Source organism: Streptomyces sp. NPDC006365, assembly GCF_042870755.1.
GTDB lineage: Bacteria > Actinomycetota > Actinomycetes > Streptomycetales > Streptomycetaceae > Streptomyces > Streptomyces xiangluensis.
On record NZ_JBIAHS010000002.1, the window covers coordinates 231330 to 246735 of the forward strand.

The 15406-nt window shown below is 70.0% G+C and carries 13 protein-coding genes; 9 read left to right on the forward strand and 4 right to left on the reverse strand.

Annotation, left to right across the window (positions count from 1 at the left end):
• Position 1: 1 nt before the first annotated feature.
• From ACFYO0_RS06265 to ACFYO0_RS06280, 4 genes are all read right to left on the reverse strand, one after another.
• Positions 2–616, reverse strand: coding sequence for an ATP/GTP-binding protein (locus tag ACFYO0_RS06265; RefSeq protein ID WP_388671473.1), 615 nt, complete (start codon positions 614–616; stop codon positions 2–4).
• Positions 567–998, reverse strand: a complete 432-nt coding sequence (locus ACFYO0_RS06270) for a DUF742 domain-containing protein (protein ID WP_388671476.1) — start codon at positions 996–998, stop codon at positions 567–569. The genes ACFYO0_RS06265 and ACFYO0_RS06270 overlap by 50 nt, the downstream gene beginning before the upstream one ends.
• Positions 999–1060: 62 nt before the next feature.
• Positions 1061–1537, reverse strand: a complete 477-nt coding sequence (locus tag ACFYO0_RS06275; RefSeq protein ID WP_344396919.1) for a roadblock/LC7 domain-containing protein — start codon at positions 1535–1537, stop codon at positions 1061–1063.
• 7 nt (positions 1538–1544) lie between these two features.
• Positions 1545–4205, reverse strand: coding sequence for an ATP-binding protein (locus ACFYO0_RS06280; RefSeq protein ID WP_388671481.1), 2661 nt, complete (start codon positions 4203–4205; stop codon positions 1545–1547).
• Between the two features lie 345 nt (positions 4206–4550).
• Here ACFYO0_RS06280 and ACFYO0_RS06285 point away from each other — a divergent pair, with 345 nt between their 5' ends.
• From ACFYO0_RS06285 to ACFYO0_RS06325, 9 genes are all read left to right on the forward strand, one after another.
• Entirely contained in the window at positions 4551–5513 is a 963-nt protein-coding gene (locus tag ACFYO0_RS06285) for an ABC transporter substrate-binding protein (RefSeq protein ID WP_388671484.1), read from the forward strand.
• Positions 5510–7159 carry an aromatic amino acid ammonia-lyase gene (locus tag ACFYO0_RS06290; protein WP_388672736.1) on the forward strand — a complete coding sequence of 550 codons (1650 nt, stop codon included), beginning with the start codon at positions 5510–5512 and terminating at the stop codon, positions 7157–7159. The genes ACFYO0_RS06285 and ACFYO0_RS06290 overlap by 4 nt, the downstream gene beginning before the upstream one ends.
• A 138-nt stretch (positions 7160–7297) precedes the next feature.
• Positions 7298–7567 (forward strand): hypothetical protein, encoded by a 270-nt coding sequence (locus ACFYO0_RS06295; protein ID WP_388672738.1) that lies wholly within the window; start codon positions 7298–7300, stop codon positions 7565–7567.
• On the forward strand, positions 7560–8189 hold the full coding sequence (locus tag ACFYO0_RS06300) for a DUF6879 family protein (RefSeq protein WP_388671487.1): 630 nt from the start codon (positions 7560–7562) through the stop codon (positions 8187–8189). Before ACFYO0_RS06295 ends, ACFYO0_RS06300 begins: the two co-directional genes overlap by 8 nt.
• A gap of 108 nt (positions 8190–8297) precedes the next feature.
• A complete protein-coding gene (locus ACFYO0_RS06305; RefSeq protein ID WP_388672740.1) occupies positions 8298–10613 on the forward strand; it encodes an ATP-binding protein in 2316 nt (771 codons plus the stop codon).
• A gap of 111 nt (positions 10614–10724) precedes the next feature.
• Positions 10725–12269, forward strand: a complete 1545-nt coding sequence (locus tag ACFYO0_RS06310; protein ID WP_388671490.1) for a serine/threonine-protein kinase — start codon at positions 10725–10727, stop codon at positions 12267–12269.
• A 135-nt stretch (positions 12270–12404) separates the two neighbouring features.
• A complete protein-coding gene (gene ettA, locus ACFYO0_RS06315; RefSeq protein ID WP_388671493.1) occupies positions 12405–14069 on the forward strand; it encodes an energy-dependent translational throttle protein EttA in 1665 nt (554 codons plus the stop codon).
• 2 nt (positions 14070–14071) lie between these two features.
• Positions 14072–14509 (forward strand): acyl-CoA thioesterase, encoded by a 438-nt coding sequence (locus ACFYO0_RS06320; protein ID WP_388671496.1) that lies wholly within the window; start codon positions 14072–14074, stop codon positions 14507–14509.
• Positions 14506–15204 carry a hypothetical protein gene (locus tag ACFYO0_RS06325; protein ID WP_388671499.1) on the forward strand — a complete coding sequence of 233 codons (699 nt, stop codon included), beginning with the start codon at positions 14506–14508 and terminating at the stop codon, positions 15202–15204. Before ACFYO0_RS06320 ends, ACFYO0_RS06325 begins: the two co-directional genes overlap by 4 nt.
• Positions 15205–15406: the final 202 nt, after the last annotated feature.

The following is a 15406-nucleotide window of genomic DNA, read 5'->3' on the forward strand; positions in this document are numbered from 1 at the left end:
ATCACCGCCGTTCGGCGGTGGCCAGGGCGTGTTCGAGGACCACGAGCAGCGCGTCCCGGACCGAGCCGCGTTCGCGGGCGTCGAACACGGTGAGCGGCACGTGGTCGCCGACGTCGAGGGCCCACCGTACGTCGTTCAGGTCGTGCTCGACCTTGCCGTCGAAGGCGTTGACGGCCACCGCGAAGGGGATCTGCCGGTGCTCGAAGTAGTCGACGGCCGCGTAGCAGTCGTCGAGGCGGCGGGTGTCGACGATGACGAGCCCGCCCAGTGCGCCGTCCACCAGGTCGTCCCACATGAAGCCGAACCGTTCCTGGCCGGGCGTCCCGAACAGATAGAGCTTCAGCGTCGGGTCGAGCGTGACGCAGCCGAAGTCCATGGCGACGGTGGTCGTCATCTTCTCCGGGGTGTGCGAGAGGTCGTCGACGCCGGCCGCGACCGAGGTTATGGACGCCTCGGTGGTCAGCGGCTCGATCTCGGAGATGGCGCCCACCGTGGTCGTCTTGCCCACGCCGAAGCCGCCCGCGATGACCATCTTCACCGGCAGCGGCGGTCGCGTCCCCTGGGCCTCATCGCTCACGGACCCGACCCCTGGAGTCGGGGATGTCTCGAAGACCATCGATAACCCTTCGCAATACAGTGGCGTCGCGGGCGGAACCGTCCTGCGGTACGTACAAGGCCAGTTGACCGTCCGCGCGCAGATCGTCGGCGAGCACCCGGATCACATTGAGGTGCATCCGCAGTTTCGCCGCGATCTCCGCCAGCGACTGCGGCTGACGGCAGATCATGATGATGTCGCGGTGCTGGTCGAAGGCGAAGGCGTCCAGCGTGGCCAGACCCACGTCGGTCGCGATCACCTGTGTCTCGATCGGAATCGGCGGTACGAGACTGTCGCCGCCGGCGATCCGCCCCGCCGTCAGCAGGAACGGCCTGACGAGCGGCGCGGGAGGCTCCGGCCCCCACGCGGCGTCGTCGGCGGCTGGTGACTCACCGGCCGTCATCACGTTCCCCCCTCACCTTAAGGGCGTCATGGTCGGGCAACGCCCCGGTTCTCGGCCGTCCGTCACCCGGCCGGCGCGATCCCCACGGTGTTCTTCAGCTCCATGACCAGCTGCGGGCTCAGCGCGGCACCGGCGCGATTGGCGAAGAGAGTCATCTCGTACGCGATGTTGCCGAGCTTCGCCTCCTTGGACGCGACCACGCCGAGCACCGCGCCCGCGCCGAGCGCCGACACCAGGACGTGTCCTTCCTCGAGGTCGATGATGACCTTGTTCAGGCCGCCGAGTCCGTAGTTGCCTGACGCCCCCATGGCGAGGCTGGTGATACCGGAGACGATCGCCGCGAGCCGTTCGGAGTCCGCCTGGCCACGCAGTTGGGACACCGCGATCAACAGCCCGTCGGAGGAGACACCGATCACGTCGACAACCCCGGCGGTCTCGGTGGCGAAGCGGTTCAGCAGCCAGTTGAAGTCGGCAGCGGCGGTCTTCACATCCGTCACCGGCTCGACGGCCCCGGATTGCGGTCCACCTGTCCACATCATCACTTGCTCATGCCTTCCGGGAATGGGGATCTATAGGTCGCGGGTCTATGGGTCTTGATGCTGTACTCGGCCGGGTCTCGGCCGCGGCCTCGCGGTGGGCCCGCTGGACGGCGGCCTCGAACTCGTCGAGCTCGGACCGCGCCGCCTCCGGGTCCACGGGCTGCCAGGCGGACGGCCGCTGGTTCGTCGGCGCTCGCTTGGGCTGGCGGCTGGAGGCCGTGGTGGCGCCCAGGGTCGCACCGCGCACCCGGCGCCGCAGGGGGCCGGGAGCGTCGGGCCGCGCCGGGGCCGTACCGGAGGATCCGTTGTTGCCGCCACCGGCACCGCGCCCTGCGGCCTCGTGAGCGCCGACTCCCGTACCGGCTGCGGGCCTTGGCGAGGGGACGCCCCGCCGGGGCAGCGGGGGAGTGCCGGGGCCGTACGGAGTGTGGCCCATGGTTTCCTCGCGCCCGCGCCCGCTCTCCGCCGTGGCTTCCAGACGGCGCGCGTGGCCGGGCGACCGGGGCTGAACCGGGGACACGGTCGGGGATTGGGCCGGGGGCTGCTCCGGTTGGCTCCGCGCGGGGATCCGGCGGGGCAGGGACGAGCGGCCGGGCGCCGCCTCCACCATCGCGGGACGCGGCTCGGTCGGGCCCGAGCGGCGGGCGGGCGGCAGGATCTGCGCGGGGCGTGCCGCGGGCGCCGTCGGGTCGGTGGACAGCAGATGGGCCGGGGGGACCGCGACGGTGGCGGTGACGCCGCCGCCCGGGGTGCGGGAGAGCACGACCTCGATGCCCCAGCGCCGGGACAGACCGCCGACCACGAACAGGCCGAGGACCTCCGTCGGCGCCAGGTCGAGCCGTTCACGGCGGATCAGCCGGGCGTTCTCCTCGTCCAGTCGCTCGGCGCTCATCCCCAGCCCGTGGTCGATGATCTCGACCACGGCACCGCCGGAGCCGAACCGGGGCCGCAGGACCACCTCGACGCTGGTGTGCGCCGGCGAGAACGTCACCGCGTTCTCCAGCAGTTCGGCGAGCATCAGCGTCAGATCGCCGACGATGTCGGGGGCGACGGTGACATCGCCCTCGGCGTGCGGAGTGACGCGCTGATAACCCTCGATCTGGCCGAGCGCGGCCCGGACGATGTTGCTGAGCCGCATGGGCCCGGTGTTCAGGCCCGTCTCGCGGATCCCCGCGAGCAGCATCAGGCTGTCGGCGTTGCGCTGGAGACGTACGGCGATGTGGTCGATGCGGTAGAGCCGTTCCAGCACCTGCGGATCGGTCTCGCCGCGCTCCACCGAGTCGATCAGGGCGAGTTGACGTGCGGTGAGGTTGCTGACGCGGCGGCCGACGTTGCCGAACATCTCGGCGATGTTGCGACGGCTGACGACCTGGCGCTCCAGCAGGGCGGTCGCGGTGACCTGAACCTGGTTGAAGGCTTCGGCGAGTTCACCGATCTCGTCGCGTACGGGCACGGGTACGGCTTCCAGGCGTGGCGGGCTCGCATCGTCGGCGTCGTCGTCGGCGACCCGGGCCAGCTCCGTCTCGGCCGCGGAGGCCACGTGCTTGGCCGCACCGGTGAGGGTCCGCACGGTCCGCACCACGGAGCGGCGCACCAGCACCGAGAACAGCAGCCAGGCACCGAAGGCGAGCAGCGTGCCGGCAACCAGCCAGGCCACCTGCCACCAGGCGGTGTTCGACGCGGACTGGGTGTCGGCGGCGATCTGGTCGATGAGCGACTGGGTGATCTTCAGCCGGTTCTGTGCCTGCCGCTCGTAGGTGGGCTCGGCCTGCAACGCCCCGCCGAGGGCCCTACGCAGCTGGGTCGCGTTCTCGGCGACCAGCGCGCCGGGGTCGACCTGGAGCGCGACATAGTGCTGGGCGATGACGCTCTGGTACGGGCTCTGCTCGATCCCGGCCAGTTCCGCGCCCTGCTCCTGGCTGGCGAACCGGGTGAACCGCTCAGCCTGGTGGGTGTACTGCTCGAGGTCGCCGACGGCGGCGGTGAACTGAATGAGCGCGTTCGGGTCACGGGTTCTGGCGGCGAACACGCTGGTCTCGAAGGACGCGTGGGCCGTGTCGGCTCGCAGCAGCGCGTCGAGCAGATTGCCCGCGGACGAGGAGGACTCGGCACCCGTCTCACCGAGCTCGAGTCCGCTGATCAGGCCCTCGATCACCGATCCGTACGCGGGGTCGATGTTGTCGGCGGGGATGGGCCCCTGCTCCACGGTCTGCCGCAGGCTGTCCAGGCCCTCCAGCTCCTTCAGCGCCTGGGCTTCGCCTTCCGGCAGCCGGTCCCCGTAGGTCCTCCGGACCGTCTCTATCTGGGAGTTGACCTTCTGCTGCGCCTGGAGATAAGCGGAGGTGTCGGGCGGCCCTTCCTCGGGGCCGGCCGCCTCATGGCGCAGGGAGATGAGCAGGGCCTGCCGGTGCTCGGTCTGGACAGTGTCGATCAGCCGGGTCACCTGCGAGCTGTCGCGCACGAGTTCAGCGGTGGAGGCGGCGGAACGGGCCTGGTCGACCTGGGCGTAGACGACGTAGGCGAGGATCGCCGAGACCACCGCAAGCGGAACGATCACCAGAACGTTCAGTTTGCGTCGGAAGGGCCAGCGGTCCAGGAGGGGCGGCGTCGGGCCGGTGCGGGGAGCCGCGGGGGATTGTTCCCGGGCAGCCTTTCTGTGCGCGGGCACCGAACCTCCTTGCTGCTTGCATCACATGGGAAGTCCGCTGTCCGAAACTCATGGGTTGCAGGGTCGCGACAGCGCGCTTCGACCGACAAGTGGAACCAGGTGGAACAGGACCCCCGACGCGGCCAACATTAGCGGCTGGCGCAACAGTACGGCCATGATCAACCAAAAACTGGCACGGAGATACGCCGGATTCATTCGTATATTGACCCCGTTGTGCACACGGGACGAAGCCGTCCGGTGCCCTTCGGTGATCTATTCGTGTCTTGACGGTCCGTGACCGGGCTCGCTTGGATCGTCGCGACGCCGCAACCACGGCCGCACCGCCCACACCTTCGGCAAGTCTGGATGACGAACGTGACCATCGCACGAAGCACCAGAAAATCCGCAACGTACGCCGTTTCCCTGCTGGTTGTGGCCACGGCCGCGCTGGCGGGATGTGGATCCTCCGACGACTCCTCCGACAGTTCCGACCCCTTGCAGGAGGATGCATCCAAGGGCGGGACCGTCGTGGTCGGTTCCAACAACTTCCCCGAGAGCATCCTGCTCGCCGACATATACGGCGAAGCCCTCAAGTCCAAGGGCATCAAAGTCAGTTACAAGCTGAACATCGGCAGCCGGGAAACGACCTACGGTCTGATCAAGAACGGCACGATCACGGTACTGCCCGAGTACAACGGGGCGCTGCTGGCGTATCTGAACAAGGACGCGCACGCGACGACGCCCGAGGAGACCAACAAGGCCATTGCCTCCGAACTCGATCCAAAACTGACCCTTTTGGAGTCCTCGGAGGCCCAGGACAAGGACGCCGTCGCGGTCAACGAAGCCACGGCCAAGAAGTACAGCCTGACGGAGAAGTCGACGCTCGCCGACCTCGCCGAAGCGGCTCCTGAGCTGGTCGTCGGCGGTTCTCCGGAGTTCCAGACCCGTCACCACGGGCTGCCGGGCCTCAAGGAGGACTACGGGCTCGAGTTCAAGTCCTTCAAGGCGCTGGACGCGGGCGGTCCGCTGACGGTGGCGGCGCTCAAGGGCAACAACATTCAGGCCGGGAACATCTTCACGACCGACCCCGGTATCGAAAAGAACAAGTTCCTCATCATGCAGGACCCGAAGAATCTGTTCGGCTTCGAGAACGTAACTCCGTTGGCATTCAAGAGTGATCTCCCCGCAGAGGGAGTTTCCGCACTCAACGCCGTATCGGAGAAGCTCGACACGGAAGCTCTGATCAGCCTCAACGGTGAGGTGCAGAACGAGAACAAGGACCCGCTGGAGGTGGCCAAAGCCTGGCTGTCCTCGAACGGACTGACCTGACGGGTACGGGGCCGGGGCGGACCTCGGCCCGCCCGGCTGCTTCGGGGGAGGGCCCGGCGGCCGAGGGCCCGGCAGCCGCGGCACCGCTCGACGGCCGGGGCCTCGATGCCGCCACCGTCGCCGGGATCGCCGACGGAGCGTTGCCTCCCGCCGTGGACCCGGCCGCGCTGGAGGCGATGGAGCGCTCCCGGCAGGCCGCGTGTGCTCTGGCGGCGGAGGGCGGCCGGGTCTATGGGCGCAGCACCGGAGTTGGAGCGCATCGCGGCGCCGCTGTCGAGGAGCGGGACGGCTACGGCCACGATCTGCGGCTGCTGCTCAGCCATGCGGACGGCATCGGCGAGCTGCTGCCGGTACGCCAGGTGCGCGCGATGATGCTGGTCCGGGCCGGCCAGCTCCTCGCCGGGGGCTCGGGGTTGCGCCCCGAGATCGCCACGGCTCTGCTGGGCGCGCTCCGGGCGGGGGTGCATGCACCGGTTCACGAGTACGGCTCGGTGGGCACCGGCGATCTGACGGCCCTGGCCGAATTGGGCCTTGCGCTGTTCGGTCACTCCTCCTGGGAGTCCGACGCGACCGCCGACGAGGAACCGGAGCCCCTGAGCATCCAACGTGGCGACGCGCTCGCGCTGTTGAGCAGCAACGCCCTCACCCTCGGCCAGTCGGCCCTCGCCTGCCACGACCTCGGCGCCCTGCTGCGCGCGGCGCACGTGGTGGCGGCGCTCTCGCTGTACGCGGTGGACGGGCCCCTGGAGGCGTACGCACCCGAGGTCCACCGCGCGCACCCGCATCCGGCGACCGTTCGCGCCGCGGCTGAGGTACGGCAACTCCTGGGCGTAACGGTGCAGTCGACACCGGTCCAGTCGACACCGGTCCAGTCGGCACCGGGCGAGTCGATACGGGCCGTACGAGACCTGCCGTCATCGCCCGTACGACAGCTGCCGTCGCCCCCGCCGCCCCGCGTGCAGGATCCTTACGGCTTCCGCTGCTTCCCTCAGGTGCACGGCCCCGCGATGGAGGCATGGGCGAACCTGGAGCGAGTGCTGTCCATCGACCTCAACTCGGCGACCGAGAACCCTCTGATCGGCTGGGACGAGTCCACCGGCACCCCGGTCGCACACCACCACGGCGGCTTCTTCGCCACCCCGCTCGCCCTCGCACTGGACCACCTGTGCCTCGCCGTCCTCGGCACGGCCCGCCTCTCGACCGTCCGCCTTTCCGCCCTCGGCCGCCCCGAACTGACCGGCCTGCGCTCCTACCTGTCCGACGAGGCGTCCGCGGGCTCGGGAATGATGATCCTCGAGTACAGCGCAGCTGCCGCGACCGCCGAGATCCAGACGTACGCCACCCCCGCCGCCCTCGCCCACGTCGTGCTCTCCCAGGGAGTGGAGGAGGCCGCGAGCTTCGCCACCCAGGCGGCCCGCAAGACCCTGCGCCTGACCGACGCCTACCGTCAGGTCTTCGCCTGCGAACTGGTAACCGCTGTCCGCGCCCTGCGCCGACGCGGCACGCCGCCCCCGCCAGGAACTCCGGCGGCCCGGGCCTACACCCGCGCGGCGGAGGTCCTGAACCCGGCCATGGAGGACCGCCCGCTCACCGGCGACGTGACGGCGGCGGCAGCACTTCTGACGGAGTTCACCCAGCTCACTTGAGTCCCGTCAGCCGCACGCCCGGGCGCGACAACGACCGAAAAGCGCCCCGTTCAGCCCAATTCCCCAGTTGTGTTGCGTATTCACGCCGATACAATCCGTAGTGAATGAATGCGCAACCATCTCAAGGGGGAGACGGAATTGACCCGCGCCTGGGAAGCAGACCCGTCCGCGTTATTCAAGCGACGGCTGGGAAAGTCGGCCAAAGAGCTCGGCAAGAGGGACGGCCGTGACGACTGCCCGGACATCTGGCAGCTCGACAACGGCGATATCGCGGTCATCGGCCGGGACCTCACGGCCGTCTACCGCCCCCGCCTCCCCGACGGCGTGACGCTTGCCCCCGACGAGCGGTTGGTGATCATTCCCGGCAGCATGCTCAGCGCGGCAAAGGCGGACATCCCCGATGCTTGACCTACTCGCCCCCCTCCTCCGGCCCGACCAGGGCGAACGACTCACGCGCGACGCCTACAAACGGGACTTCCGTGAACGTGACGCGAGGATCCTGAACGCGGACTCCTGGAAGCTGGAGCGCCGCCAGCACTTCGAGGAGCAGGGCAGTCCCAGCCGGGACGCGCTGCGCCGCGGAGAGTGGCAGGAGGCCCTGCGGCTCCTCGGAGACCGGCGTGACGACTTGCTCGCCACCGCTCGGGACGACGCCCGCAAGGGACATCACTTCCACCGGGTACGGGTGGTCGAGCAGCCGCTCACGCCGTACGTGCAGTGGGAGCTCCACTCCCATCGGCAGCGCGCGGAGTACGGAGAGCGGATCCGCGTCGTCAGCGCCGAACAGGTCGCCGCCGCCGAGCGCGAGCACCTGCTGCCGGAAGTCGTCGTCCTCGGCCACGACACGCTCTTCCAGGTCCTCTACTCCCCGTCCGGAGCCACCGTCGGCGCCGTCCGCTACACCGACCGCGAACTGATCGACAGCTGGGAGAGCTACATCCGCAAGCTCTACACGGCCGGGGACGACGTACGGGAGTACTTCGAGCGCGAGGTGGCACACCTCCCCCCGCCCCAGATCAGGACGGAGTAACCGATCACAGAGCCTCGCCCCGATGACAAGCACCCCGGCAGTACGCACTCCGAGCTGTCGGGGTCGTCCTCCCATGACGTCGTACAGGCCAGGGACGTCACCGGAGGAATCCACTTCCACGAACAGTCGAAGGCGGACCACGGCAGCGGATCGGCGAACCCCACCCCCCGGCAACTCCCGGCGAACGTACGCGGTTTCGTCAACCGCACCGACGAACTCGACCAGCTGAACGCGGTCCTGACCGGTGAGGGGCACGACCCGCTCGTCGTCTCGGTGTACGTGATCGCCGGCACCGCCGGCGCCGGGAAGACCTCCCTCGCGCTGCGCTGGGCCCACCAGGTCCGCGACCGCTTCCCGGACGGCCAGCTCTACGTCAATCTGCGCGGCTACGACCCCGGTCAGCCGGTCACCGCCCAGGAGGCCCTGCACCGCTTCCTCGCCGCCCTCGGGGTGGGCGCCCCCTCCGTACCGCGGGATCTGGACGCCGCCGCGGCGCTGTACCGCTCGCTGCTGGCCGACCGCCGGGTACTGGTGGTCCTGGACAACGCGGCCACGGTGGGCCAGGTCCGTCCCCTGCTGCCCGGCAGCGCGAGCAGCCTGGTCGTCGTCACCAGCCGCAGTCGGCTCTCCGGACTCGCGGTCCGGGACGGGGCACGCCGGCTCACCCTGGGCACACTGCCGGAGCGCGAGGCCATCGCCCTGCTGCGCACCGTCACCGCCGGGTACCGGCCCCAGGACGACGAACAGCAACTCGCCGAACTGGCCCGGCTCTGTGCGCGACTGCCCCTCGCGCTGCGTATCGCCGCCGAACGCGCCGCCAGCGACCCCCATATGCGGCTGGCCGATCTGACGGCCGACCTGCGCGACGAATCCGCCCTGTGGGACGCCCTGAGCACCGGCGACGACGAAGAAGCCGAAGCCGTCCGCACCGTATTCGCCTGGTCCTATCGCGCCCTGCCCGACCAGGCCGCCCGTCTCTTCCGGCTGCTCGGCCTGCACCCCGGCCCCGAGTTCGGCCTGAACGCCGCGGCGGCCCTGACCGGCGCGACCACGAGCCGGACCCGTCAGCTGCTGGACTCCCTGGTCGGCGCCCATCTGCTGGAGCAGACCGCCCCGGACCGCTATCAGTTCCACGACCTGCTGCACGCCTACTCCATCGACCAGGCCCAGCACGAGGAGCCCCCCGAGGAACGGGGCGCGGCGCTGCACCGCATTCTGGAGTGGTACCTCCATTCCGCCGACGCCGCACAGAGCTGGATCGCTCCCGCCGAGGACCACCTGGACCTCGCAGCGCCACCGGAGGGCGTACGTCCCCTGTCCTTCGCCGACTACGACGCGGCCGTGGACTTCTCCGAGCGTGAGCACACCAACCTCCTGCGGGCGGTGCGCACCGCGGCAGCCGCCGGAGCGGACCGGCTCGCCTGGCAGCTGTGCGCCGTCCTGTGGAACGCGCAGTTCCCTTCCGCGGCGGGGGCCGACTGGCTGGGCGTGGGCCGTACCGGCCTGGAAGCGGCACGCCGGTCCGGCGACCGGGCCGCCGAGGGCCTGCTGTGCACGGACCTGGGCATGGCGTACGCGCGGGTCAACGATCTGGACCGAAGCCTCGAATGCCACCGGAGCGCACTGGAAATCTGGACCGAGTCGGGCGACCGTCTCAACGAGGCTCACTCGCTCAACCTGATCGGGCTGAACCATCTGCGCCGCCGGCGGCTCGACAGCGCTGCCCGCCGCTTCGATCAGGCCATCGCGGTCTTCCAGGAGCAGGACTCCGCACTCTGGGCCGCCACCGCGCTGTCCAACCTCGCGACCGCCCACTACCGGGCGGGACGCCTCCAGGACACCGCGACCGTCATCGAGCGGGCCCTCACAGCACACCGGGACCTCGGCAACCAGCGCGGCGAGGGCAACATCCTGAGCCTGTTGAGCGGCCTGAAACGTGAACAGGGCGATACCGAGGCGGCCCTGGCCGCAGCTCAGTCCGCGGTGGACATCGCCCTGGCACTCCGCAACCTCCGCATGGAGGGCTACTGGCTGCTCACGCTCGGCGATGCCCAGCAGGCGGCCGGGCAATTCGCGGACGCGCTGACCTCATACCAGCGGTCTGCCACGCTGCATCAGCGTCTCGGCGACCGCACCAGGCAGGCGTGCGCCTGGCACGGCGTGGGCGAGGTCTACCGCCGGCTCGACCGCCACCCGGAGGCGGCCGACTTCCACCGCCAGGCCGCCGCCACCCACCACGACATCGGCGACGTCTGGCACGAGGCCCTGGCCCTCGACGGCCTCGCCTCGGCCCTGTTGGACAAATCCCCGGACGCGGCTCGCCGGCACCGGACGGAGGCACTGAGGCTCCTCGCCGACTTCGACGATCCACGGGCCACGGCAACGCGCGACAGCCTCGAACACCGGCTGGCCGAATCCGGCTGACCGAGCGGATACGTCACTTCAGCCCGGTCTGTACGCCAATTCCGCGGCGGCCGGGGAACGGGGAACGGCCCACCCGGCGAACCGTCCCCTCGCTCCTCTAGCCTGTCGCCCATGAACGCACCGGGGGACATGATCGACGGCCGCTTCGAGTTGATCGACCGGCTCGGGAGCGGCGGGATGGGGACGGTGTGGCGGGCGCGCGACAGCGTGCTGCACCGGGAGGTCGCGCTCAAGGCCGTACGGGCGGACGCGGCGACGTCGGACGCCCTGCGGGAGCGGGTGTTGCGGGAGGCGCGGGCCCTGGCCCGGATCAGCCATCCGAACGTGGTGACCATCCATCACATCGTGGACCATGACCCGCACCCCTGGCTCGTGATGGAGCTGGTGAGCGGTGTCTCCCTCCACGAGCGGCTGGACGACGGCCCGTTGCTTCCCGCGGAGGCCGCACGCATCGGCCGTCAGGTGCTCGCCGCCCTGCGGGCCGCGGACGCGGCCGGCATCCAGCACCGCGACGTCAAGCCCGCCAACATCCTCCTGCGCCCCGACGGCGCCGCCGTGCTCACCGACTTCGGCATCGCGGCCCTCCAGGGCTCGACCTCCCTGACGGCCACCGGCGAACTCATCGGCTCCCCCGAGTACATCGCCCCCGAGCGGATCCGCGGCAACAACGACGACCCGGCGTCCGACCTCTGGTCCCTGGGCCTCGTGCTGTACGTCTGCGTCGAGGGCGTCAGCCCGCTGCGCCGCGGGACCACGCTCGCCACCCTGGCCGCGGTGCTCGACGATCCGGTACCGCCGCCGGTGCGCTCCGGCCCCCTCGCGCCCGTACTCCAGGCGCTGCTGGTACGGGACCCGGCGGCCCGCCCCGACCAGGCACGGCTGGACGCGATGCTCGCGCAGGTGGAGCACGGCGCGACTCCGCACTGGGCGCCGCCGACGCTGACGACGACGGGACCGCCGGCCCCGGCCCCGGCCCCGGACCCGGTGCCGCACCCGCTCACCCAGCTGGACACGCCCCGCCCGACGACGCCGCACCATCGCCCCGACCACGCGCCCGACCACCCGCCCGGCCGCGCGCGCAGCCGTACGCCGATCGTCATCGCGGTCATCGCGGTCGTCCTCGCGGTCACCGCCACCACGGCCCTCGCCCTCATGCTCGGCGATCGGAACGGCACCGAGGCCCGCGGCGGTACGTCCTCCACTCCGGCTGCGCAGCAGCCGAGCCGGAGTCCGGAGCCGAACCGGCAGCCGACCCCCGTACAGACCCCGACGCCGACTCCGCCGAAGCAGACCGCCGGCTCGGCCGCGCCACCCGCCGCTCCCAAAGGCGGCCGCTGGATCGCCCAGCTCTACTCCGAGCCCGTCAGCGCGGGCACGGCCGCCAGAGACCAGAGGCTCGCCCGGATCCGCCAGTCCGTGCCCGAGGCGATCTACGTCCGCAGCGACAACTTCGCCTCACTGCGCCCCGGCTTCTGGGTCATCTACGCCCCCGGCCCCTTCCCCAACGGCCGAGCCGCCCTGACCTTCTGCCGCGAACGAGGCCGCACCACCGTGAACACCTGCCTGGGCCGCTACCTGAGCAAGAAGGCCTCCGACTTCGACTTCCAATGCCGTCCACCGGCCACGAATCCGACGGGCCGCTGTACCCGACCGTGAACAGGGCCTTCCCGGCAAGCAGTGAAACCGCAGGTCAGAGCCCCTCGGTCATATGAGTTTCCCCCCAGGGGTAGCCGTCGGGCAGTATGGGGTGTATCTGCCCACTGCCGATTTCAAGCGTCCGGACGGTTTCTCTTGGCTGAGTACATTTACACCATGCGCAAGGCGCGCAAGGCGCACGGCGACAAGGTGATTCTCGACGACGTCACCCTGAGCTTCCTGCCCGGAGCGAAGATCGGTGTCCTCGGCCCGAACGGTGCCGGTAAGTCGACCGTCCTCAAGATCATGGCCGGCCTTGAGCAGCCGTCCAACGGTGACGCGTTCCTGTCGCCCGGTTACACCGTCGGCATCCTGCTGCAGGAGCCCCCGCTGAACGAGGAGAAGACCGTCCTGGAGAACGTCCAGGAGGGTGTCGCCTCGATCAAGGGCAAGCTCGACCGGTTCAACGAGATCGCCGAGCAGATGGCGACCGACTACTCCGACGCGCTCCTCGACGAGATGGGCAAGCTCCAGGAGGAGCTCGACCACGCCAACGCGTGGGACCTCGACGCCCAGCTCGAGCAGGCCATGGACGCGCTCGGCTGCCCGCCCGGCGACTGGCCGGTCACCAACCTCTCCGGTGGTGAGAAGCGCCGCGTCGCGCTCTGCAAGCTGCTGCTCGAGCAGCCCGACCTGCTGCTCCTCGACGAGCCCACCAACCACCTCGACGCCGAGTCCGTGAACTGGCTGGAGCAGCACCTCGCCAAGTACGCCGGCACCGTCGTCGCCGTCACCCACGACCGGTACTTCCTGGACAACGTCGCCGGGTGGATCTGCGAGGTCGACCGTGGCCGTCTGCACGGCTACGAGGGCAACTACTCGCAGTACCTGGAGACCAAGCAGACCCGTCTCAAGGTCGAGGGCCAGAAGGACGCCAAGCGTGCGAAGCGTCTGAAGGAAGAGCTCGAGTGGGTCCGCTCCAACGCCAAGGGGCGGCAGGCCAAGTCCAAGGCGCGCCTTGCCCGTTACGAGGAGATGGCCGCCGAGGCGGACAAGATGCGGAAGCTGGACTTCGAGGAGATCCAGATCCCGCCGGGCCCCCGCCTGGGCAATGTCGTCGTCGAGGTCGAGAACCTGAGCAAGGGCTTCGGCGAGAAGCTCCTCATCGACGACCTGTCCTTCACGCTGCCGCGCAACGGCATCGTGGGCGTCATCGGCCCGAACGGCGCCGGCAAGACCACGCTGTTCAAGATGATCCAGGGCCTGGAGGAGCCGGACTCCGGTGCCATCAAGGTCGGCGACACCGTCAAGATCAGCTACGTCGACCAGACCCGCGCGAACATCGACCCCAAGAAGACGCTGTGGGCCGTCGTCTCGGACGAACTGGACTACATCAACGTCGGCCAGGTCGAGATGCCGTCCCGCGCGTACGTCTCGGCCTTCGGCTTCAAGGGCCCCGACCAGCAGAAGCCGGCCGGCGTCCTCTCCGGCGGTGAGCGCAACCGCCTCAACCTCGCGCTCACCCTCAAGCTGGGCGGCAACCTGCTGCTCCTCGACGAGCCGACCAACGACCTGGACGTCGAGACGCTGTCGTCGCTGGAGAACGCGCTGCTGGAGTTCCCGGGCTGCGCCGTGGTCGTCTCCCACGACCGGTGGTTCCTGGACCGGGTGGCGACGCACATCCTCGCGTACGAGGGTGACTCCAAGTGGTTCTGGTTCGAGGGCAACTTCGAGTCGTACGAGAAGAACAAGGTCGAGCGGCTCGGCCCGGACGCCGCTCGTCCGCACCGCGCCACCTACAAGAAGCTGACCCGGGGCTGATCTTGCGGCACATCTACCGCTGCCCGCTGCGCTGGGCGGACATGGACGCGTACGGCCACATCAACAACGTGGTCTTCCTCCGGTATCTGGAGGAAGCCCGTATCGACTTCCTGTTCCGCCCGGACAAGGATTTCCAGCAGGGATCCGTGGTGGCACGCCATGAGATCGACTACAAGCAGCAGCTGGTCCACCGGCACACACCGGTGGACATCGAGCTGTGGGTCACCCAGATCAGGGCTGCGTCGTTCACGATCTCGTACGAGGTCAAGGACCCGGACCAGGTGTATGTCCGTGCGTCGACGGTGATCGTGCCGTTCGACTTCGAGGCGCAGCGACCGCGCCGTATCACCGCCGAGGAGCGCGCCTTCCTCGAGGAGTACACGGAGTCCACGGAGGCCACCGAAGGCGACGAAGACCCCTCGGAGGCCGTCGCCGCATGACGGCCCTGCACCTCGCCGACGCTGGGGAGGCGGCGGACCTCGCCGCCTTCCTCGCCCGGCTGATCCACTACGACCGCGCGGCAGCCGTGCGGTTGCAGGGGTCCGGGACGGCGCTCGCCGTGTTCGGCCGGCCCCCGTCGTTCGAGGTGCTGGCGATCCGTACGGCGCGGCTGGCCAAGCCGTACGAGAACGGGCTCGGGCTCGTCGATGGATCGCTCGATGTGACCGTCTCGGCCGGTGAACTCCTGGAGTCCATCGACGAGTCGGCGGCCACGGCGCTCGTGCCCACCGCCGTCACCGGTCCGCCGTGGGCCGGGGTGCTGCCGCCGCGCGGAGGCTGGCGCCAGGAGCCGGGGCTGCCCGCGCTGGACACGGTGCGGGCGATGGTCGCCTCGGCGGTCGCCGAGTTCCGTTCCCAAATCGGTGAGTTGGTGCCCGAGCGGCGTACGCGCGCAGAACTGGACCGGATCGGGCGGGAGATCTGGTCCCGGCCGATCGGCGACACCGAACTCCCGGTGCGGGCCGCGCACGCGGCACAGTCGCTGGGCTTCCTGCGGCCCGCACGCCCGTCCCTGCCCGACGAGCCCGCCCTGGCGCTGCTCTCCTCGGGCGCGTGGCTCAGGCTGCGCACACCGTACGGCTCGATCGCCGTACGCAGGGCGGGGCTCGGCGCGCTGGATGTCAGCGTGCGCTGACCCTTCGCGTCAGCGTGTGCCGACCCGCTACCGGGCTGCGCCGGCTGCGGCACCGTCCACGACCGGGACATCAACGCCGCGATCAACGCGAAGACGGCCGCCGGACTGGCGGTATCGGCCTGCGGAGAGCCGGTAAGACCAGAACTCGTTCTGGCACAGCGCGAAGAAACAGGAAGCCACGGATTCCCGACCGAACCCCGTG